Genomic DNA, 21273 nt, shown 5'->3' with positions numbered 1-21273 from the left:
AGGGATAAGCGATGACGTTTTCAAGGAGCTAACCCTGCATTTAAACTTTCCATTTAGTCAATGCCGCATCATCGCTCACGCGGGCATCGACCCAGCGCGCGCCGTCCGGGGTTTGCTCCTTTTTCCAGAACGGCGCCTCGGTCTTGAGATAGTCGATGATGAATTCGCACGCAGCAAACGCCTCGCCCCGGTGCGCCGACGTCACTGCCACCAGGACGATCTGGTCCTTGGGCTGGAGCGGGCCGACGCGGTGGATCACCAGCGCGCTGAAAATGGGCCAGCGCGCCTTGGCCTGGTCGATGATGTTGCTGATCGCCTGCTCCGTCATGCCCGGATAATGTTCCAGCACCATCTCGGACACCGCAGCGCCCTCGTTGAGGTCGCGTACGGTGCCGACAAATGTCACCACGCCGCCGACCTTGGGATAATCGGCGCGCAGCTGGGCGACCTCGGCAGACAAATCGAAATCTTCTGCCTGGATCCGCACCTCATTCAAACTCATGCACGCTCCGAGGCGCCAATGCGGCGGAACAGTTGCTCGATCCGGCTGGCGGTACGTGCGTCCGCCAGCGCCGGCATCGCGCACAGCTGCAGGTAGGCGGCGCTGGCCGACTGCGGCTTCTGGCCGGATTTCAGCGACGATTGCAGCACTTCCACCTGCATTTTCAGGCGTTCGCGCGCAAATTCGGCGCCGCTATCCACCCCGGCGACGATTTCCAGGCGCAGCACCTCATCCAGCAACTTGGCGCGATTACGCTCCAGCTGCTGCGCGTAGGCACTGCGCTCGCCATTCAGCGCGCCCAGCGCAGCGGTGAAACGGCCGTTCAGCGCGCGCTCATACTCATTGCCCAGCGACGGCAATTCAGCCCAGCGCGCCTGCCAATCGGTCGCATCGATGGCGCTGCCGTCCGCGCCCAGCGCGCTTTCCAGCGACTGGCACAGGCGCAGCTTGTCGCGCAGCGCATTGGCCTGGGCTGCACCGGCACGGCGCTTGATCGCGTCCGCCTGCCCCTGCACCTTGCCGACCGCATTGTGATAGCGCTGATTGATACGGGCTTCGGCAGCCCGCGGCACGATGCCGGTCGCATGCCAGGCCGTGGCTGCATCCTTGAGCGCCTTGGCGATGGCGGCCAGTTGGGCCTTGTCTTCGCCACTGAAAGTCGCCTCTTCCAGCGCCTTGCAGATTGCTTCGCGCGCGTGCAGTTGCGCCTTGCGTTCGTGATCGGCGGCGTGCGCAGTTTCCTTGCGCCTGGAGAAGATGGCGTCGCATGCGGCGCGGAAACGCTGCCACAGCGCTTGTTCGATCTTGCGCTCCAGCGGCAAGGCCTTGGCCTGCTCCTGCCAGCGCTCCTGCAGACGGCGCAGCTTGTCCAGCGTCTGACGGTCGGATGGCTCCAGTGCTTCCGCCTCGACAATCAGCTGCTCGCGCTTGGCGGCTTCCACCTTGCGCTGCTCGGACAGCGGCGACAGCATATGGGCCAGCACCTTGTCGAAGGTCTGGTCGAGCTTGCGTTTTTCCTTGCGGTCGATGGTGCCCAGGCGCGTCCACATCTGGCGCAGGCGCTGGCCGGCTGCCGCGACGTTTTTCAGGTCCGCACCCCCGGTGGCCACCGACTCGGCCAGGGCTTGCGTTTCAGAGATCAGGGCCTGCGCCTTGGCGGCGTTGGCGTGGCGCTCGTCGGCCAGCTGCTTGAAGTGGGCGGCGGCAGGCGCGTAAGCGGCGGTACAGGCCGCATCGAAGCGTTCCCACAGGCTTTTCGGCGCATGGCCCGAGACCGCATCCAGCGCTTTCCAGCGGTCACGCATGCTGCCTACTTTTTTGGCCAGCTCGCTCATGGCCAGTTTCTGGCCTGGCAGCTCTTCCACCGCCTTGACCAGCTCTTCGCGCGAGACATTGCCGCCCCAGCGCGCCCAGTCACCCAGTCGCTTGAGTTCGGCACGGACGTGGTTCAGATGCTCAGTCTGGGCGTGGCTGAGACGGGTCTTGTGCTCGCGCAGCCATTTGTCGTGTTCGCCTGCGATGTGGAGCTGGCCGTGCTCCAGCGCAGCTTCCATCGCCTCCAATGTTTCCAGGAATTTCTTGTCGGCTTCCTTGGGCGGCTGCTTCGGCTGTTTGGGCTGCTTAGGGGCCGCAGCCGGGTCCGGCGCGGCCTCAGCGACAGCTGGCGCAGCTTCAGGCTCGGCCACGGGCGCCGGCTTGACAGGCACGGTCAGCGCGGCGCGCACTTGCGCCAGCGCTTGCGCATAGTCGCTCAGCAGATGGCGCGGCAAAGCGTTGTGTTCGGGGGCATTCTGGTATTCCGCCTCGGCTGCGGCATGCCGTTCCAGCGTCTGCAGCGCCTCTTCCGCTGGCAAGCCGGCATCGGGCAGCTTGCGCACGGCCGCCATGGCATCGATGATGGTGCGCTGTAATGTCACCTGCGCTTCCAGGCGGGCGGCCAGCGCCGCGCGGGCGCTCGCGAACTGCTCCGCCAACGCCGGCACGTCCGCCACCACCAGCCATTGGCGGTCCAGCTCCGCAACCTGATTCGGCGTTAACTTCTCGTCCTGCAACAGACGTTGCGCGAGATCCAGACACGCCTGGGCTTTTTGCAGCTCGGCCTGCTGATAACGGATGGCGTCCAGCCGGCTCTGCATCAGCTTGGCGACGCGGCGGTCGGTGTTGCGCACCGCCTGCAGCACCTGCTCGAGCGCGGCCTGCGACTGCACATGCTCGGCGGCGGTCAGCCGCACCCCGGCGAATTCGCTCTCCAATATCAGTGCGACAGCGGCGGCTTCATTGCCATTGAGGGCGGCGGCGCGTTGCGCCTGTTCATCGCGACGGCCAGCCGCAGCATCCGGCTCCGGCGCGGGCGCAGGAGCTGGCGGAACGACCGAGGATTCTGTTGCACGCTTAAAGAGGAAATCAAACATGGTGCGCTATGGTGATGGCTAAAACCACCATCATAGCAAAGCAGGAAGATTTTGCCCTGCGAAGGCGCTATGGGGCGGTTACTTCATGAAAGCATCGTCATGCGATGCTTGCTGCGCGGGCTTGCGCAACGGCGGCGCAGGCGCGTCGTCGAGATTCACAACTGGCAATACCTGCAAGCCTGGTATCGAAATCTGGCCATCATCGACCTCGCCGCCAGGCAAGGCGCGGCGACGCGCGGCAACCTGGGCAGCTTCCGCCGGCGGCAGGCCGGAGCGCTTCATTTCGTCCAGATGCTTGTCGTGCATCATCAATTGATTGGCGATCGAGAACCAGGTTTCGCCGGCGATCGCATGCCGGGCCAGGCCGAACAATTCGTGCTCTTCCTTTTCCAGCCGCTTCAGCAGCGAGGCGCAGAAGGTGTCGATGCTGTCGCACACTTCGCTGACCTGCTCGTCGCGGACATCGGCCAGCGCGCCCAGCTTGTCTTGCAGCAAACGGATGGACGTCAGCGCGGCCTGGTTCAAACGGTTGAGCTCGTCCAGCAACTGATCGGCCCGCTCAGTGGCATCGCGCAGTGCCGGTATCAGATACATCTCGGTCTTGCGCCAGTGACAGGACTGATACAAGGTATTAAGGTTTTCGCAAGCATATTCCAGTTGCGACAGGGTCATGCGGTTTTGCTGCATCAGCGTGGAACGCATATATTTCTGGAACGACTGCAGGCTAAGACGAACGCTCGCTTGTTCGACTGACAGTGCGACCAGAGTATATGTGGCGGTTAACATTCTGACTCCCAAGTCTGTAGGTGGAAGTAAAAAGTGTAAATAATCCCGACAACGACGCTTTGAGCTAGAACAAACCCGCCCATCGCCAATATATCTCAAGCGTGCCGCGAATGCTATCGCAACGGCAGTTGTAATCTCACCATCCCGGCTTCTGGATGCGGCAATACCACGCCGCCGAAGTGGCGTATCAGTTTTTGCACACCGGTATTCTCCGACAACGCATCGCCGACGATTTCGCGCGTGCCGCGCGCGCGGAAATAATCGACCAGCTTCTGGAACAGGATGTAGCCCAGTCCCTTGCCTTTCAGATCGGAACGCACGATGACGGCAAATTCCGCCGACTGGTTGTCCGGATCCGTCACGGCGCGCACCACGCCCAGTGTTTCCGGCATGCCATCCACGCCAGGCCGCGTGGCGATAAACGCCATGGCACGGTCATAGTCGATCTGCGTCAGCCGCGCCAGCTGCGCCGGCGGCAGCTCGCGCATGGCGGAGAAGAAGCGCAGCCGGATATCGTCCGCCTCCAGCGCGCTAAAGAATACCTGGTGCTGCGGGCCGTCTTCCGGCCGGATCGGCCGCAGCAGGATCTGCCCACCGCCCCAGTCGACGCGTTCTTCCAGTTCCTGCGGATACGGCCGGATCGCCAGCACCGTGCGCCGCGCCCGCGCCTTGGCCAGATGCATGCGCGCGCCCAGCGCCACCACGCTGCCGCCGATCGCCAGCAACGGATTCAGGTCCAGCTCCGTCAGCTCGGGCAGGTCGGCCACCATGTCGGCGACCTGCACCAAGGTGCGGATCAGCGCTTCCGCGTCGGCCGGCGTCTGCCCCTGCGCCAGCAGCCGCGAAACGCGGGTGCGGCCGACCATGTCGCGCGCCAGCGTCATATTCAGCGGCGGCAGGCCAGCGGCGCGGTCCGCCGCCACATCGGCGGCAATACCACCCTGGCCAAAAAACACCACCGGGCCAAACACCGGATCATGACCAATCTGGATGCGCGCCGCGGCCAGCGTCGCGCCGGCCAGCGCGGTCTGCTGCGGCGTCGCCAGTGCGATGCCGTAGGCGGCCATCAGTGCGCGCGCATCAGCGTCGGACAGCTCGCTGTGGCCGGCGTTCAGCGCCGCCTGCACCAGGCCGCGCGCGGTGGAACGGCCGCTGGCGCTGGTGGTCGGCATGCCGACCGGCACCTCCATCAGCAACTCCTGATTGCGGCGATACTGGGCAATTTGCAGGAAACCGTTGACGGCCTTTTCAGGCGTGTCATAAGTCGGCAGGCCCGCCTCCGCAAACACCCGGCGCGCCTGCGCCACCGAACTGCCGCCCAGCCAGCACGACAGCACATTCTTGCCAGCGGCTTTCATCAACGGTGCGACTGCTTCAGCGATCAGGTCACTGGCCACCATGGCGGTCGGCGCGTGCAGAAACAGCAGCGCATCCGCCTGCGGCTCGCGCAGCAGCGCCTCGACCGCCCCCACATACTGCGCCACGGGCGCGTCGGCCAGGACATCCAGCGGATTGGTCTGGGGCGCACCGGCCTGCGTCAGGCCGCGCACCGTTTCCGGCGACAACGCCGCCAGTTGCGCGCCGCTGCAGGCCAGCGCATCGGCCGCGATCAGCCCCAGGCCGCCGCCGTTGGTCAGCACCGCCAGCCGCTCGCCGCGCTGCGGGCGCTGGCGCGCCAGCGTCTCCACCGCGTCGAACAGGTCTTCGGTCGAATACACGCGCAGCATGCCGGCGCGGCGTATCGCCGCATCAAACACCAGATCCTGGCCAGGCGCCGCATCGCGCCCCACTTTCAGCACGATGACCGGCTTGCCGCGCGCCGCCAGCCGCCCCGCCGACATGAACTTGCGGGCGCTGCTCACGTGTTCTATGCACAGCAGGATCGCTTCCGTCTCCGCATCGGCCGCCAGGTAATCCAGCAAGTCGCCAAAGTCCACGTCCATGCCGTCGCCCATGGCGACCAGCCGCGAAAAGCCGATGCCGCGCTGGCCGGCCCAATCCAGTACCGCCGTCGCCAGCGCACCGGATTGCGAGACGAAAGCCAGCCGCCCCTTGCCCGCTTCCATCTGCGTAAAGCTGGCATTCAGGCCCAGTGACGGCGATTGCAGTCCGACGCTGCCAGCGCCCAGTATCCGCAGCAAATAAGGCCGCGCCGCTTCCAGCATCTGCTGGCGCAAGCTGCGGCCACCGCTGTGCGCAGGATCGGCCGTCATCACGATGGCCGCCTTGGTGCCGTGCTGTCCCAGCTCGCCGATCAATCCCGGCAGCGTGGCCGGCGGCGTGCAGATGATGGCCAGGTCGGCCGGCTTGGGCAGCGCACTGACCCGTCCATAACACGGCAAGCCGTGCAACGCCTGGTGCTTCGGGTTGACTGGATACACCACGCCACCGCTACGCGTAAATTCACCATCGAGCAGATTCGCCAGCACCCGCGTGCCGATGCGCTGCGGATTATCCGACGCGCCGATCAGGGCCACCGAGCGTGGTTGGAACAGACGGTCCAGATTACGAATACTCATGGAGGATTACCAGCGCGATGAATGATCTTCAGTCACGCCCATCAACTGCGTGACCATGCGTTTGGGCTGATCCGGCGCACTACGCACCCAGCCGGTGAAGCTGCCTATCGGTTGCAGGTAGCGGCTGGCCGCCACCACCATCTTCTTGTTGTCGCGGCGCGCGCCATCCGGTGTGAACACCAGGTCCAGCATATCGTCCTCGGTAAAGATATGCCACGGCGACAGCGCGTCTTTTTTATCGTACAGGAAGTGCGCCGCCGCCAGCGGATACAGCTCGCCATCCAGCCACAGCGCATTTTCATGGCCGCCAAAATAGCCCGCCTGCAGATTGAAGCCCAGCTCCAGATTGTGCGCCGAGGCCCAGCGCCAGTCCGTATTGCGCGCCAGCAGGCCATTGGAATAGTCAAAGCTGGCGACGCCGCCATCGAGCTTGTATTCCTCGCGCCAGGTACGCACCTCGCCGCGCAGCGGCATGGCGGACGACTTCTGCGTCGCATGCACCGAGCCCTTGTCGATCGGCCCCGTCGCCAGCAGCAGCGGCGACGCGCCGGGGCCGAAGCTGGCGTCGATTTCCAGAAAATCGCAGCGCAGCGTCAGCTGGTAACTGCCATCGCCCTGCGCATCCACCGCGATATGGCAGTTGCGCGCCTTGAAGCTGCTCGATTCGCCCGCGTGGTTGGCCAGCTTGGCCGATATCAGCGGCAGGCCGTCCTGCGAAAAATTGGCCAGCATATCGCCTTCGCCACGGTCGAACGCATAGGCAAACGCGGTGCTGATCCAGCCCAGGTCCACAATCGCCACCGCGCAGAACACCTGCTCCGTGCACAGCGCCACGTAGTGCCAGCGCTTGTGATGGAAGCGGCGCCACAGCGCGCTGCGCGCAAACGGCTTGGCCAGCTGCGTCCAATCGATATTGCCGACCTGGCCGGCGTAGCGGCCAAACAGCGGTTGTCCGTCAGCGGCCAGCAGGCTGGCGGGGGCGGCGGGCAAAGTCATGCGGCTTCCTTTTCTGATCCGGCTGCATCCAGCGCGGCTTGCAGCTGCTGGCCAAAAATGGCTGGTGCAGCGTGTTTAATGTGTACTTCAGGACAGGCGTGCCAGTCCGCCAGACGCTGCAGCGCACCGGCGATGTCGCGCGTAAAGCGGTCGCTGACGCGTGCCGGTGGCTCCAGCACCAGCGACTTCACTTCAAATACGCCATCGCGGCGGTGCGCCTTGGCGTCAAGCCGGCCGACCAGCGCGCCGCGGCGCAGGATCGGCAGCGTGAAGTAGCCGTACTGGCGTTTGTCGGCGGGCGTGTAGCACTCCAGCCGGTAATCAAAGTTGAACAGCTCCAGCGCGCGGCGGCGGTCCCACACCACTGGATCGAATGGCGACAGGATGGTGGTCAGCGTCGGCGACAGCGTGCCATCGGCGGCAGCGGCCAGCAAGTGCGCAAGATCAGGATGGATGTAGACAGGATCGTCCCAGTCTTCCACCCATGCGCGCAGCAAGGCGCCCTCCGCGACCAGTTGTTCGGGATCGAGACGCGGCGGCTTGGTGCGGAAGTAGTCGCTGATCCATGCACTGCGTGCGCAGCCCATGGCCTTGACCGCCTTGAGCACCAGCGCGCGCCGCACCTCATCCATGGGCCGCAGCTGGCTGTCGTCCCAATCCGGCAGCACGCGTTCGGCCAGGTCATAAATGCGCTGGAAGTTATGGCGGGCGGAGATCATCAGTGCGCCGGTAGTAAATAGCACCTCCAGCGAGCGTTTTTCCGGCTTCCAGCTCCACCAGCCACCACTCTGGCCATCGGTGCGTTCAAAGTCGGCGGAACGCGTCGGGCCGTTGACGCGGATATGCTGCAGCACCTTGTCCACCTCGGCGCGGCGCTCCTTCATCCAGGTAGCGGAATACTTCCAGCCCATGGCTTCCGGGTCCAGCATGCGATGGCGGTACAGGCCATAATCCTCAACCGGCACGAAACAGGCCTCATGCGCCCAGTATTCAAACAGTTCGCCGGCGGCCAGCGCCTGCTCCAGCCACGGCTGCGGATAATCGCCCAGACGGCTCCACAGCACCAGGTAGGGACTGCGCGCCACCACATGGATGGTATCGATTTGCAGCACGCCCATTTGCCGGATGGTGTCCACCACGTCCGGCTGGCGCGCCTTGCGGCGGCGTGGCTGCAACAAGCCTTGCGCCGCCAGATGCAACGCCCGCGCCGCGGACAGGCTCAATATCGTTTCGGTCATGGTCCCTATTCTAATAAAGATTTCAATATTGCCTGTGAACGGAATGAGGTTTTTTTCTCCACTTTCACACCAAAAGCGATATTTCCGTGCAGAATAACCGCAAAGAGTTCCAATCACCGATGAGGACCGTGCGCCGATGCTGGATTTCTTACGCCGTCTGTACCGCTCCATCCTGCTGCCCGCCTTTGGCGTCGCACTGCTGACCTTCATGTGGCTGGCCGTGGCTTACCAGGTGCGGCAGGAAAAGCTAACCGCCCGTCACGATGCGGTCTTGCACAGTCAGTCGCTGGCGCGCACGCTGGCCGAGCACACCAACCACCTGCTGCGGCAAACCGACCACGCTACCCAGCTGTTCAAGCTCAAATACGAGGAAACCGACGGCCGTCTGCGGCTGGCGGAATTCAGCCGCAAAAACGGCCTGCTCGATTCCCTGCTGCCGACCAAGCTGGATCTGCCGCTGGCAATCCTCAACAGCGATGGCCATGTCATCGACAGCCAGAACGGCTACTTCGCGCCCGAGCACAAACATACGCCCTTCTTCAAGAGTCATGCCTCTAATCCGGCCGATGTGTCGCTGGTATCCACGCCGGTGGTCGACAGCCGCACCAAGAAATGGCAGATCCAGATCTCGCGCCGGCTGAACAAGCCGGATGGCAGCTTTGCCGGCGTGATCCTGGTGATGATGGACCCGGCCTATTTTGTCGAAGACTACGACCGCATGAGCATCGACCCCGGCGGCGCCGTCATGCTGATCAGCCGCGAAAACGGCATGTCCGCCGCGCGCATCGACGACCAGGTCATCATCAGCGACAGCATCGACTTCACCGCCGTCCAGGCCAGCAACGGCGAAGCAAACGAGGAGCTTCAGCTCAAGCGCCGTTTCGACGCCATCGACCGCATCTACAGCTCTGCCGAACTGCCGCGCTATCTGCTGATGGCGGTGGTCGGCAGCCCGACCGAATCGGCGATGGCCCATTTTGAGCGCCGCCGCAGCGTGTACTACATCATCTCGATCGCCGCTTCCGGCATGGTGCTGCTGTTTGTCTACCTTCTGGTACGCCAGGCCTACCGCCTGCGCCGTACCGCCAGCATGGTGATCGAAGCCCAGCTCATGCTGCGTGCGGCGGCCGACGCCAGCCTGGATTCGGTCTATCTGTTCAAGGCCTGCCGCATGCGCGGCGCGCAACGCGAGATCCTGGACTTCACCATCGCCGATCTCAATGAACGCGGCGCGCAGCTGATGGGTTTCCGCAGCGACGACATCAAGGGCAAGCGGCTCATCGAAGTGCTGCCGGACCTGCACTCGCAAGGCTTCGTTGAAAAATACCGCCACGTGCTGGAATCGCGCCAGCCGCTGGAAGAAGAATTTGAAGTCGACTTCCTGCCCAACCGCGCGGTGCACTGGCTGCAGCATCAGATCGTGCCGATTACCGATGGCGTCGCGGTCAACGTGCGCGACATCACCTCGCGCAAGGAAACCGAACTGGCGATGCGCCAGAACCAGGCCGAACTCACCGCCGTCAACGACGCCTCGCCGCTTGGCCTGTTGCGTGCCGACGCCACCGGCCACTGCACCTACGTCAACCGCACCTTTGAACTCATCACCGGCCTGACGCGCGAGGAAGCCATGGGCGACGCCTGGATACGCGCCGTCCACCCGCACGACCGCGCCGTGCTGCAGGCGGCGCTGGGCCACATGGCCGAAACCCGCGTGCCTTACCAGGACACGCTGCGCTGCGTGCACCCGGACGGCATGATCGTCTGGATCTCGTTCAAAATCGCCGCGATGGTGGTGGATGGGCAGGTGTACGGCTACGTCGGCACGGTGGACGACATCACCCACGTGCGCAAATCCGTGATGGCGCTGCGCGAAAGCGAATCGCGCCTGCGCACCATCGCCGACACGCTGCCGGCCATGGTCGCCTACATCGACGCCGAACAGGTCTACCGCTTCCACAACCTGGCCTACGAGCGCGAATTCAACCGCACCGGCACCACGGTGCTGGGCCGCACCATCCTGGAAACCATGGGCGCCGAACGCCACGCCTTCCTCGAACCCTATGTGTTGCGCGCGCTGGCCGGCGAAACGCTGACCTTTGAAGAAGACGACAACAGCGACGCCACCGAACGCACCTATGAAGTGGTCTACATTCCGCAAATGGACGAAGATGGCATCAACGTCATCGGCTTCCACGTCATGCGCCAGGACATTACGGTGCAGAAGCGCGAGAAACAGCGCCTGCTGCGGCTATCCCAGGTAGACGCCCTCACCGGCCTGACCAACCGCGCCGGCTTCCTGCAAAAACTGCACGACGCCATGGGCTCCGCGCGCGACAACGGCAACCTGATGGCGGTGATGTACATGGACATCGACCGCTTCAAACCTGTCAACGACACCTTCGGCCACGCCGTCGGCGACGCCCTGCTCAAGGCGTTTTCGGCCCGCCTGACGCACACCATGCGCGCCAGCGACACCATCGCCCGATTGGGCGGCGACGAATTCACCATCATCATGGAACGCATCCACCGCACTGACGACGCGGCGGCGCTGGCGGCCAAAATCGTCTCGGCCATGCAGGCCGACTTCGACCTGGATGGCACCGTGGTGTCGATCTCCACCAGCATCGGCCTGACCTTCTACCGCAACGAAGACGTGAGCCCCGCCGAACTGCTGAACCGCGCCGATATTCTGCTGTACGAGGCCAAACAGGCGGGCCGCAACACCTTCCGCGCCGGTCCCGTCATCCCACCTCCGGCCAGCAATGCGGCATAATGGCGTTTAATCAAGCCGGGACCGGCCGGCTTGGGCTATATTGAGCGCTTTCCGGTCGTTTCACTCCATTTCCCATGCGTCTGTTGCACACCTCCGACTGGCATCTCGGCCAATCCCTGCATAATTTTGAGCGTCACTACGAACACCAGCGATTCCTCGACTGGCTGCTGGACACCATCGTCGCCGAACAGGCCGACGCGCTGCTGATTGCCGGGGACATTTACGACAACGCCAATCCATCGGCGGCTTCGCAGAAGCAGCTGTATCGTTTCCTGCGGCAGGCCAAGGAGCGCGCACCGCATCTGAACCTGGTCATCATCGCCGGCAACCATGACTCGCCAGGACGGCTGGATGCACCAGGTCCGCTGCTGGAAGCGCACGGCACGCGCGTCATCGGCGCCGTGCAGCGCGATGCAGATGGCGAGATCGATGTGGAATCACTGGTGCTGCCGCTGACCGGCCGCGATGGCGCGGTGGTCGCCTGGTGCCTCGCCGTGCCATTCCTGCGCCCTGGCGACGTACCACGCATGACGACCGAAGAAGGCGCCGATCCTTACCTGGCCGGCATCGCCCAGCTCTACAAGCAGGCATTTGAACTGGCCGTCAGCAAGCGCCAGGACGGCCAGGCCATCATCGCCATGGGCCATTGCCACATGGTGGATGGCCAGATGTCCAGCGACTCCGAACGCCGCATCGTCATCGGCGGCACGGAGATGCTGCCAACCGGGATCTTCGATCCAGCCATCGCCTACGCGGCGCTGGGCCACTTGCATCTGGCGCAGAGCGTCGGCAAGCAGGAACATATCCGCTACTGCGGCAGCCCGCTGCCGTTGTCGTTCGCGGAAGTGAACTACGCGCATCAGGTGTTGCGCATCGATCTGGACGGCGCTGCCGTGCGCGAGATAGCAGCAGTGCCGATACCGCGCGCAGTGGATCTGCTGCGCATCCCATCCAAACCGGCGCCGCTGGCGCAGGTGCTGGAAGAACTGGACGCGCTGGCGCCGCCGGATGCGCCAGTCGAACAGCAGCCCTTCCTGGAAGTGCGCGTGCTGCTGGAGCAACCGGAGCCGGGCCTGCGCGCGCGCATCGAAGCCGCGCTGGATGGCAAGGCCGTGCGCCTCGCCAAAATCGAAACCTCGACCGCCGCGCGCAATTCCTCGATCGACAAGGAAGTCATGACGCTGGACCAGCTGGAAAAACTCAAACCGGACGATATATTCAAACAGCTCTACCAACAGCGCTTCGGCAATGAAGCGCCGGCCGATCAACTGAGCGCCTTTGCGGAGTTGATGCTGCCATGAAAATCCTGAAAATCAGCGGCAAGAACCTGGCCTCGCTGGCCGAAGAATTCAGCGTCGATTTTGAAGCCGAGCCATTGGCCTCGACCGGCCTGTTCGCCATCAGCGGTCCGACCGGCGCCGGCAAGAGCACCTTGCTGGACGCCTTGTGCCTGGCCCTGTACGACGCCACGCCACGCCTGCTGCGCGTAGCCGGCCGCAGCCTGCTGGCCGATGTCGGCAACGAAACCGTCTCCACCCAGGACCCGCGCACGCTGCTGCGCCGTGGCACGGCGGAAGGCTATGCGGAAGTGGACTTCGTCGGCAGTGACGGCGCTTCCTACCGCGCGCGCTGGAGCGTGCGCCGCTCGCGTACCAAGGCGGAAGGCGCTTTGCAGCCCACAATGATGTCGCTGAAACTGCTGCCGTCCGAACAGCCCATCGGCGCTACCAAGACCGAAGTTAAGGCGGAAATCGAAAAGCGCATCGGGCTGTCGTTTGAACAGTTCACGCGCGCCGTGCTGCTGGCGCAGAACGAATTCTCGGCCTTTCTGAAAGCCGAGGACAATGAACGCGGCGAACTGCTTGAAACGCTGACCGGCAGCACCGTCTATTCCGAAATCTCCATGCGCGCCTTCGAGCGCAACAAGCTGGAACAGGCCGCGCTGCAAAAACTGAATCTGCGCCTGGCAGACCAGAAGCCACTGAGTGCCGATCAACGCGCGGAACTGGAAACCAAAAACGCCGACGCGGGTATCGCCCTGCAAGCGCTGGACCAGCAGAAAGCAGAGCTGGAGCAGGAACTGCGCTGGCACCAGCAAGCTGAAAAACTGGCGCAGGAGGAGCAAGCCGCTGGCTCCGCCCTGGCCGCCGCACAGACCGCAGTGGATGCCGCAGTACCGCGCCGTACAGCGTTGGCGTGCATCGACGCCGTGCAACCCGCGCGCCCGCTGGCTGACGATATTCGCCGCATCGAGGCCGACATCGCCGCCACGCAAACCGCCATCGCCACCAGCACGCACAACGCACAACAGGCGACAGCGGCGCTGGACCAGGCCAACGCCGCCGCAGCGCAATCCGCGCTGGCGCAGCAGGAAGCGGAGAACGCCCAGCGCGCAGCAGCGCCGCAACTCGATCAGGCCAAGGCATTGGACGCGCGCATCGACGCCATGCTGCCCGCCTACCGCCAGGCCTCCGCCGCCTGCGAAAAGGCCGAGCAAGCCGATGCCGCCGCAAAAGCCGCGCTGCAAGCACGCCAGAACGAGCACACCAGACTGGCGGCGCAGCAGCAAGCTGGCGTCACCTGGCTGCAGCAGCATAAACAATGGAAGATCCTGGCGCTGCAATGGGAGCGCTGGGACGTACTGTTCGTGCAAGCCGGCCAGGCCGCTGCGCGCGCCGACCTGCTGGCCTCCGGCCTGGCGCGCGTGCAGCGCAATGCCCAGGCCCACCGCGACGAGGAAGCGGATGCCAGCACCAGGCTGTCCGCAGCAGCAGCCTCGCTGCAGACACTGGATGCCCAGCGCCAGCACGCAGCACAGACCTTGTCCGCGCATTCCGTCGAGGCATTGCAGGCGTCGCGCACTAGCGCGGAACAACGCCGCAATCAGCTGACCGCTGCGGAAAAGCTCTGGCTGGAGCTGGCATCGCGCCAGACGCGCCACAGCCAGATCGAAACGCAAACCGTCCAGCTGCGCCAGCATATGACCAACGCCGAAATGCAGTTGGGCGCCGCGCAGCAGCAAGGCATAGCCATCATGGCCGCCTTTTCGCAAGCCGAGCGTTCACTGAAACTGGCCGAAGCCGCATGTGCCGCCAGCGTCGAATCGCTGCGCCAGTCGCTGGAAGACCACACCCCCTGCCCGGTCTGCGGCGCCCTGGAGCATCCATATCGCCACCATGACGACAGCCTGCAATCCATGCTGCGTGAATTCCAGGCCGACGTTACGCGCTGCCGTGAACAGGCGCAAGCCAATATGCAGCAGGAAGCCACGCTGCGCGCGTCTGCACAATCCAGCGCCGAGCAGTTGAACGTACTCGCTACCGAGCAGCACGCGCTACAGCCAATGCTGGAGCGCGCAGACATCGCCTGGTCCGCACATCCGCTTGCCGCCAGCGCCCCTCCGGCCGATGAGCGCACGGCATGGTTCACCGCGCAGCTGACCGCATCACATCAGGCGCTGCAAGCGATCGAGCAGCAGGAGCGCGCGCTGCATGCCGCGCGCGTCGCCCGCGACCAGGCGCAAACGGCCTACGACCAGGCCGCCGCCGAGCATACGCGCCTGCAAACCGTGGCCGCCGCCGCGCGCACCGCGCTGGCGCAGTCCAATACCGAATACAAGGCGCTGGAAGACCAGCGCATCGAAGTTGCGCTGTCGCTCAGTGCATTGCTGGCCGATCTGGACCCCGCCTTCAGCGGCGGCGACATGCCAAGCGAAGAATGGAAGGAAGACTGGAAGTCCGGCCCCGCACGTTTCTATGAAGCGCGCCAGGCCGAAAGCAGGCAATGGCTGACGCAGCGTACGGCATATGATGAACGCGCCGCCGCGCTATCCGGCATGGAGGTGGAACTCAACGCGTTGAACGCGGCCCTGGCCAACGCCGGCCAGGACGCCCTCGCCGCCCGCAACGCCTTCGACGCCGCCGACGCCACGATCAAAGTGAGCCAGGAGCAGCGCATGGCGATGTGGGGCGGCAAGGAAGTACGCGATGTGGAAGCCGCGCTGCAAGCGGCGATTGACGCCGCCAAAGCACGCCACGCCGCCAGCCAGAACGCCGCCCAGCAAGCCGCACAAGCCCGCGCGCGCAGCGACGAAGCGTTGGCACTGGGCAGCCAGCGCCTCGCCACGTTGCAGGCGAATGCCGATACGGCAGCCGCACGGCTGGCAGACTGGCTGTCCGCCTTCCAGCAACGCCAGCCCGAAGCAGGACTGCAAGACCTCGCGCAACTGCACGAGCTGCTGGCCTACTCCGCGCAAGACATCGACGCCGAACGCAATGCCCTGCAAGCGCTGTCGCGCGCCACCGACCAGGCGGCAACCGTGCTGCAGGAACGCCAGCGCCAGCGCGAACAGCATCAACAGAGTGCGCCACCATCGCGCGTGGCAGTGCCGGCCGAAACGGAAGAAGCCAAACCAGCCGTTGCCGATCTCTGGTCCGAACCTGCCGCCGCGCCGGTTGCAGAATCAGCCAAATCAGCCGAACCGGCCGAAACACCGATCAGCGCCGTCGTCAACGCGCTCAACGTCCTGCTGGCCGAACGCAAAACCGCCAACGACCATGCCACCGCGTTGCAGCTCGCGCTGGCGCAGGACGAGGAAAAACGCCGCCGTTCATCCTCCATGCTGGCCGAGATCGAACAGCAGGAAGCCATCACCCAGCGCTGGGCGCGCATGGATGACCTGATCGGCTCCGCAGACGGCAAACGCTTCCGCAACTACGCCCAGCAATTCACGCTGGACGTCCTGCTGGGCTACGCCAACGCGCACCTGAACCATCTGTCGCGCCGCTATCAACTGGAGCGCATCCAGAACAACAGCAATCCCTCGCTGGCCCTGCTGGTCCGCGACCAGGATATGGGTGGCGAAATGCGCTCGGTGCACTCGCTGTCGGGCGGCGAATCTTTCCTGGTATCGCTGGCGCTGGCGCTGGGCCTGGCCTCGCTGTCGTCCAACCGCGTGCGCGTGGAATCGCTGTTCATCGACGAAGGCTTCGGCAGCCTGGATGCGGACACCCTGCGCGTCGCCATGGATGCGCTGGATGGGCTGCAAGCCATGGGGCGCAAGGTTGGCGTCATCTCGCACGTGCAGGAAATGACCGAGCGCATCTCGGCCAAGATCCTGGTCCAGCCATCCGCCGGAGGCCGCAGCGCCATCACGGTACAATGAGCCGATGAACCCTGCCCTCTGCCTGACGCTTGGCCTGATCGTCACCGTACCCGCTGCCGCGGCGCCCTGCTACGTACCCATGCAGCAAGGCGACGGCTGGCAAAGCACCTCACCCGAAGCATCGGGCTTCAATGAGGGCGCATTGTGCGATACGCTGAACGCCATCGCACAGGGCAAGGACAATATCCACAGCATCGTCATTGAGCGTCATGGCAAGCTGGTGGCGGAGCTGTACCGCAGTGGCAAAGACAAATCCATCCGCCGCGCACTGGGCACTTGGCCGTTGATTGCGCCCACCGTGTCATTCGGCCCAGACACCTTGCACGACACGCGCTCGATCGGCAAAAGCGTGATTGATCTGCTGGTGGGCATCGAAAAGCAGCAAGGCAAAATCCCCTCGCTGCAAACGCCGGTGCTGGACTACTACCCGGAATACAAGGATCTGCGCACGCCAGCGCTGCAAGCCATCCATCTCGATCACCTGCTGACCATGAGCGGCGGCTGGAAGTGGGACGAAGGCGCACAGCCGAACAACGAGCTGCGGCTGTTCTTCAAAGCCGATCCGGTGCGCTATGTGCTGGAACGGCCCATCGTGTCGCCGCCGGGCGTGGTCTGGAACTACAACGGCGGCGGGACCGTGATTTTGTCGGACATCGTCACCCGCGTCAGCGGCAAGCCCTGGCTGGAGGTGGCACGCAGCGAGCTGTTTGCGCCGCTCGGCATCACGCAGTGGGAGTGGGTGACCGATCTGCGCGACCGGCCCGCTGCCTTCTCCGGCCTGCGCATGCGCCCGCGCGACATGGCCAAGCTGGGACGCCTCATGCTCAATCACGGCCAGTGGAACGGCCGCCAGATTGTGGCCGCAGACTGGATTGATGCATCGCTCACGCCGCGCCTGAGCGTTGGCTTCCGCAGTCCCGGCAACCAGCCGGACGAACTGCACTACGGCTACCAGTGGTGGACCGGCACCGCTGCATGGCAAGGCCGCCGCATCGCGTGGCAGGCGGCGTTCGGCAACGGTGGCCAGCGCATCTTCATCGTCCCGGAGCTGGACATGACCGTTATCACGACCGCCGGCGACTACGGATCGGACGCCATGGGCGCCAGAGTCAATGGTCTGCTGCACAGTGTCGTTGCCACGGTTGCCAGATAGTTAAAGAAACGCGCTTTCCGCGCCAGATTTGCTATGCTGAAGGCTTCAGAAGGCCTAAACATGAGCATCGGCGCCCTATCCCCGAGTTCCGCCAACCTGACGCCAGTCCGCAGCGAGGCGCCAGCGCAGGTGCCTGCGTCGCCGAATGCCGAGCCATCCACCGCATCCTCCCCATCTTCCAGCACCACCAAACTCTCGCCCGAGGCGCTGGCGCTCATCGACAAACTCAAGGCCCGCGACACCGAAGTCCGCCAGCATGAACAAGCCCACATGGCGGCAGCGGGCGGCCTGGCCACGGGCGGCCCCAGTTTCACCTATCAGCGCGGTCCAAACGGCGTCAGTTATGCCATCGGCGGCGAGGTGAATATCGATACCTCGCCCGGCGGCACGCCCCAGGAAACCATCCAGCGCGCCCGCACCATCGCGGCGGCGGCATTGGCTCCGGCCGAACCATCAGGCCCCGACCGCGCAGTCGCCGCCCAGGCGCAGCAGATGGAAGCCAAAGCCCGCTCCGAGCTCGCCCAGCAACAGGCGCAGCGCGCCTATGGCAGCAAGCCGGCGGCCGGCGGCGCGGTGAACACCTACGCCTGAGTGATAAAATCGCGGTTTTGCCTTTTCAGAATCCGCACCATGTTAAAAGCACCACGTACCCTTACCTTCAAATGTGTCAAATGCGCCAAAGCCGTTCAAGTCCGCCTGCAAAAGGTATCGGCCTGCTCGCATATCCAGCCTTACGTCGGCGTTTGCCCGTGCGGCGAAGTGAAACACCACGCGATCGGTCAGAAAGACGCCGTGGCATCCTACCTGGCGGCCCCGGAAGGCTGGACCCACCACCATTAATTTAGCGCCGCGCCCTCAAGTAATCCGGTACGATACCGTTAAAGAGTTGTAGAAGTATTATCAAACGGAATCCATCATGTCGACCATTTCCAATCTGGGCGCACGCAATCCGGCGTCTTTATATACCAACAGCCAGCAAACCAGCGGCAAGGCCACTGCTTTGCCAAAAACGCAAGGCGCTACGCCTGCCACGGCCCCCAGCAAGGCGCTGGACCTAGATAATCGCGTCGCATCGCTCGGCAATGCGACGGTGGATTTTGCCCAAAATTTCGTCAGCAGCTTCACGCAAGCCCTGTTTGGCGACAACGCCAAGGGCGCGACCATCGATTTTGACTCGGCCAGCCTGGAAGCATCCTCCAGCTACGCCATCGGCTACCAGCACACGCAAGGCGCCAACGGCACGACCGACGCGGCTGCGCTGAGCCTGACCGACAGCTCGCACTTCATCGGCAAGGGCACCATCACCACCGCCGACGGCCGCAAGTTCAACTTTGAAGTGGAAGTCCAGTACGACGCCGAACTGGATGCCGCCGCCAGCCAGACCAGCAAAGCAGACCAGCAGCCAGCGCCGGACAAAGCCAGCGACAGCACGTCCGGCAAAGACCTGCCGACCGTCCAGCTGCCCAATATCGATTTCCCCGGCACCCTGGCAGACCTGTTCAAACTGATCGGCGTCGATCTGAAAACCGCACTGGCCAGCAGCGGCGACAGCGAGAGCAAAACCAGCGACGGCATCGACCGCAACACCCTGCGCAACCTGTCGCTGCGCCTGCTCAACCTGGTCGATAGCAAGGATGCTCACACCTATGCCGCGCCAACACCGGCGGACAAGGCCAAGGCAATCACCGGCGCAGAGCAAGCCAGCGCGCCGGCGCCCGCGCCTGAAACCCCGGCCGCACAAGCAGCGCCCACCGCCACCGCGCCGGCGGCGGCCGATGCAGCAGCGGCGCCGGCCGATACAACGCCGGCACAAACCGCCTCCGCATGATCGCGCGCGGGCGCCCGCTGCGGCGCCCGGTATAATAGCGGCACTTTCCGCTACGCGGCCCCGCGTAGCGCGCCACTATTTCTGTCGATCGCATCCCATGTCCGTACAAATTCCCGCCGCCGCCGCTGTTCCTTTGCACATCCACTGGGAGGAGAACGGCGAACAGCGCTCCGCGCGCTGGCGCTCGGAAGCGGGCATGCCGCCGCCGAAGCGCGTCGTCATTGCCGACGACCGCACCAACGCCGATATCGCCTACCGCATGGCCTGCGAAGGCACGGCGCTGCTGTGGCGAGGCGACTTCCAGAACGCGCGCCAACTGCTGCAAGCGCTGGCACGCCGCGCCGACCACAAAGGCCGCACGGGCAAGAAGGCCAAGCCGGCCAAGGTTCCCGCGACGCCAACCGAAGCCTTCCATCTGCATCGCCAGGCACAATCGCAGCGCGCCCGCACCCTGGCCATGCTGCTGATTCCTTTTGACGAAGGCTATACCATTCCGCTGCGCCGCGCGCCGGACGTGGCGCTGGCCTGCAACGAAGCCTACGGCCGCTTTGAGGAACCGTTCATCGCCTCCATGCGCGAACTGCTTGGCCTGATCGGCGCCCACGAGTGGCGCCGCACCGGCGTCGAGATCCCGGCGCTGGGCGCGCGCATCCATCCGCATTACGGCGTGTTCTCTCCCGTGCGCGGCGAATACGTGCAGATGGTGGCTGACGCGCCGCTGCCGGCCGACACCTCGCTGGCCTTTGATATCGGCGTCGGTACTGGCGTGCTGTCGGCCGTGCTGGCACGCCGCGGCGTCGCACGCGTGATCGCCACCGACCAGGACCAGCGCGCCCTGAGCTGCGCCCGCGAAAACCTGGCCCTGCTTGACCTGGACGACGGCCAGGTCGAACTGCGCGTGGCCGACCTGTTCCCCGAAGGCCGCGCGCCGCTGGTAGTCTGCAATCCGCCCTGGGTCCCCGCCCGTCCAAGCTCGCCGATTGAATATGCCGTCTACGATCCGGACAGCCGCATGCTGCGCGGCTTCCTCAATGGCCTGGCAGCACACCTGACGCCCGGTGGCGAAGGCTGGCTGATTTTGTCAGACCTGGCCGAGCACCTTGGCCTGCGTCCCCGCGAGCAGCTCCTGGAATGGATCGCCGCCGCCGGCCTGCAAGTCGTGGGCAAGACCGATGTCCGCCCTATTCATCCCCGCGCCAGCGACACCACCGATCCACTGCACGCGGCCCGTGCAGCCGAGGTCACTTCGCTGTGGCGTTTGGCGGCAAAATAATGGCCCTTGCGGATTGGAACGAACCTGTCTATAATACGGGCCTCAGACGCGGGGTGGAGCAGTCTGGCAGCTCGTCGGGCTCATAACCCGAAGGTCACAGGTTCAAATCCTGTCCCCGCAACCAAATTCAGCAGAGCCGTTGATGCCGTTAGGTTTCAACGGCTTTTCGCTTTTCCGGGTGTGTCACTTTTAGTGAGCCACCATGCCCATCAGAGCACCTCGCCTGCTCATCAACCGTTTCGGTGTCTACTTCTTCCGCTATAAAGTAGGCGGCAAAGAGAAACGCGTCAGCCTTCGCACTAAATGTGCGCGAACTGCTAATATTCTTGCACTGCAATTGAATCTCGCCATCGAGAGGAAACTCGCCATGAATCCGCCCAAGATTTCTGATTTCGATTTTGGTGGCATTGACCGTTATGAGCTAACGCTGCCGAATGGCATGAAGATCAAAACGGATGGCACGCAAGCTGACCTTAACCGCGCAATGGAAGCTTTGGAGAGCATCGGGCCGCTTCTGCAAAATATGCAGCCCGCCCCATCATCCAGCAACCTCCCGTACCGAAATCCGAGCCCTTAGTATCGGCTGTTAAAAAATGGCCGGCGATGACTTTCAAAGTCCAGCCGCCAGCC

General features: G+C 64.2%; 15 protein-coding genes and 1 tRNA gene. 10 read left to right on the top strand and 6 right to left on the bottom strand.

Translation table 11 applies throughout. The annotated features are described in order from the left end of the window. Positions 1-40 precede the first annotated feature (40 nt). The 6 genes from moaE to BUA36_RS09185 all read right to left on the bottom strand — a co-directional run bounded on the left by moaE (position 41) and on the right by BUA36_RS09185 (position 8452). Positions 41-502, bottom strand: a complete 462-nt coding sequence (moaE, locus tag BUA36_RS09210; RefSeq protein ID WP_072783779.1) for a molybdopterin synthase catalytic subunit MoaE — start codon at positions 500-502, stop codon at positions 41-43. Further along, entirely contained in the window at positions 499-2913 is a 2415-nt protein-coding gene (locus BUA36_RS09205) for a DUF349 domain-containing protein (RefSeq protein ID WP_072783777.1), read from the bottom strand. The genes moaE and BUA36_RS09205 overlap by 4 nt, the downstream gene beginning before the upstream one ends. A gap of 78 nt (positions 2914-2991) precedes the next feature. Then, positions 2992-3615 (bottom strand): hemerythrin domain-containing protein, encoded by a 624-nt coding sequence (locus BUA36_RS09200; RefSeq protein WP_229255651.1) that lies wholly within the window; start codon positions 3613-3615, stop codon positions 2992-2994. 197 nt (positions 3616-3812) lie between these two features. Continuing rightward, a complete protein-coding gene (locus BUA36_RS09195) occupies positions 3813-6218 on the bottom strand; it encodes a bifunctional acetate--CoA ligase family protein/GNAT family N-acetyltransferase (protein WP_072783772.1) in 2406 nt (801 codons plus the stop codon). Between the two features lie 6 nt (positions 6219-6224). Beyond that, entirely contained in the window at positions 6225-7214 is a 990-nt protein-coding gene (locus BUA36_RS09190) for a DUF2804 domain-containing protein (protein ID WP_072783770.1), read from the bottom strand. Further along, on the bottom strand, positions 7211-8452 hold the full coding sequence (locus BUA36_RS09185; RefSeq protein ID WP_072783768.1) for a winged helix-turn-helix domain-containing protein: 1242 nt from the start codon (positions 8450-8452) through the stop codon (positions 7211-7213). Before BUA36_RS09185 ends, BUA36_RS09190 begins: the two co-directional genes overlap by 4 nt. 136 nt (positions 8453-8588) lie before the next feature. On the opposite strand from BUA36_RS09185, the gene BUA36_RS09180 reads away from it, so the two are divergent. From BUA36_RS09180 to BUA36_RS09135, 10 genes are all read left to right on the top strand, one after another. Then, entirely contained in the window at positions 8589-11225 is a 2637-nt protein-coding gene (locus BUA36_RS09180; RefSeq protein WP_072783766.1) for a sensor domain-containing diguanylate cyclase, read from the top strand. 74 nt (positions 11226-11299) lie between these two features. After that, positions 11300-12526, top strand: coding sequence for an exonuclease SbcCD subunit D C-terminal domain-containing protein (locus BUA36_RS09175; RefSeq protein WP_072783764.1), 1227 nt, complete (start codon positions 11300-11302; stop codon positions 12524-12526). Continuing rightward, a complete protein-coding gene (locus tag BUA36_RS09170) occupies positions 12523-16389 on the top strand; it encodes an AAA family ATPase (RefSeq protein ID WP_072783762.1) in 3867 nt (1288 codons plus the stop codon). Before BUA36_RS09175 ends, BUA36_RS09170 begins: the two co-directional genes overlap by 4 nt. Before the next feature lie 4 nt (positions 16390-16393). Then, positions 16394-17542, top strand: coding sequence for a serine hydrolase domain-containing protein (locus BUA36_RS09165; RefSeq protein ID WP_072783760.1), 1149 nt, complete (start codon positions 16394-16396; stop codon positions 17540-17542). 60 nt (positions 17543-17602) lie between these two features. Further along, on the top strand, positions 17603-18133 hold the full coding sequence (locus tag BUA36_RS09160; RefSeq protein ID WP_072783757.1) for a putative metalloprotease CJM1_0395 family protein: 531 nt from the start codon (positions 17603-17605) through the stop codon (positions 18131-18133). A 39-nt stretch (positions 18134-18172) separates the two neighbouring features. Then, a complete protein-coding gene (locus BUA36_RS09155) occupies positions 18173-18382 on the top strand; it encodes a hypothetical protein (RefSeq protein WP_072783755.1) in 210 nt (69 codons plus the stop codon). Between the two features lie 76 nt (positions 18383-18458). Then, positions 18459-19370, top strand: a complete 912-nt coding sequence (locus BUA36_RS30675) for a hypothetical protein (RefSeq protein ID WP_072783753.1) — start codon at positions 18459-18461, stop codon at positions 19368-19370. A 97-nt stretch (positions 19371-19467) separates the two neighbouring features. Then, a complete protein-coding gene (locus BUA36_RS09145; RefSeq protein WP_072783751.1) occupies positions 19468-20643 on the top strand; it encodes a methyltransferase in 1176 nt (391 codons plus the stop codon). Positions 20644-20690: 47 nt separating this feature from the next. Next, a tRNA-Met gene (locus BUA36_RS09140) sits at positions 20691-20767 on the top strand. Between the two features lie 78 nt (positions 20768-20845). Continuing rightward, positions 20846-21220: a hypothetical protein gene (locus BUA36_RS09135; protein ID WP_072783749.1), complete on the top strand. Its 375-nt coding sequence runs from the start codon at positions 20846-20848 to the stop codon at positions 21218-21220. Positions 21221-21273: the final 53 nt, after the last annotated feature.

The sequence above is a fragment of the Duganella sacchari genome (genome assembly GCF_900143065.1).
GTDB classification, from domain to species: Bacteria; Pseudomonadota; Gammaproteobacteria; order Burkholderiales; family Burkholderiaceae_D; genus Rugamonas; species Rugamonas sacchari.
The sequence above is the reverse complement of the archived record's forward strand: the minus strand, read 5'-3'. Positions and strand labels throughout refer to the sequence as shown.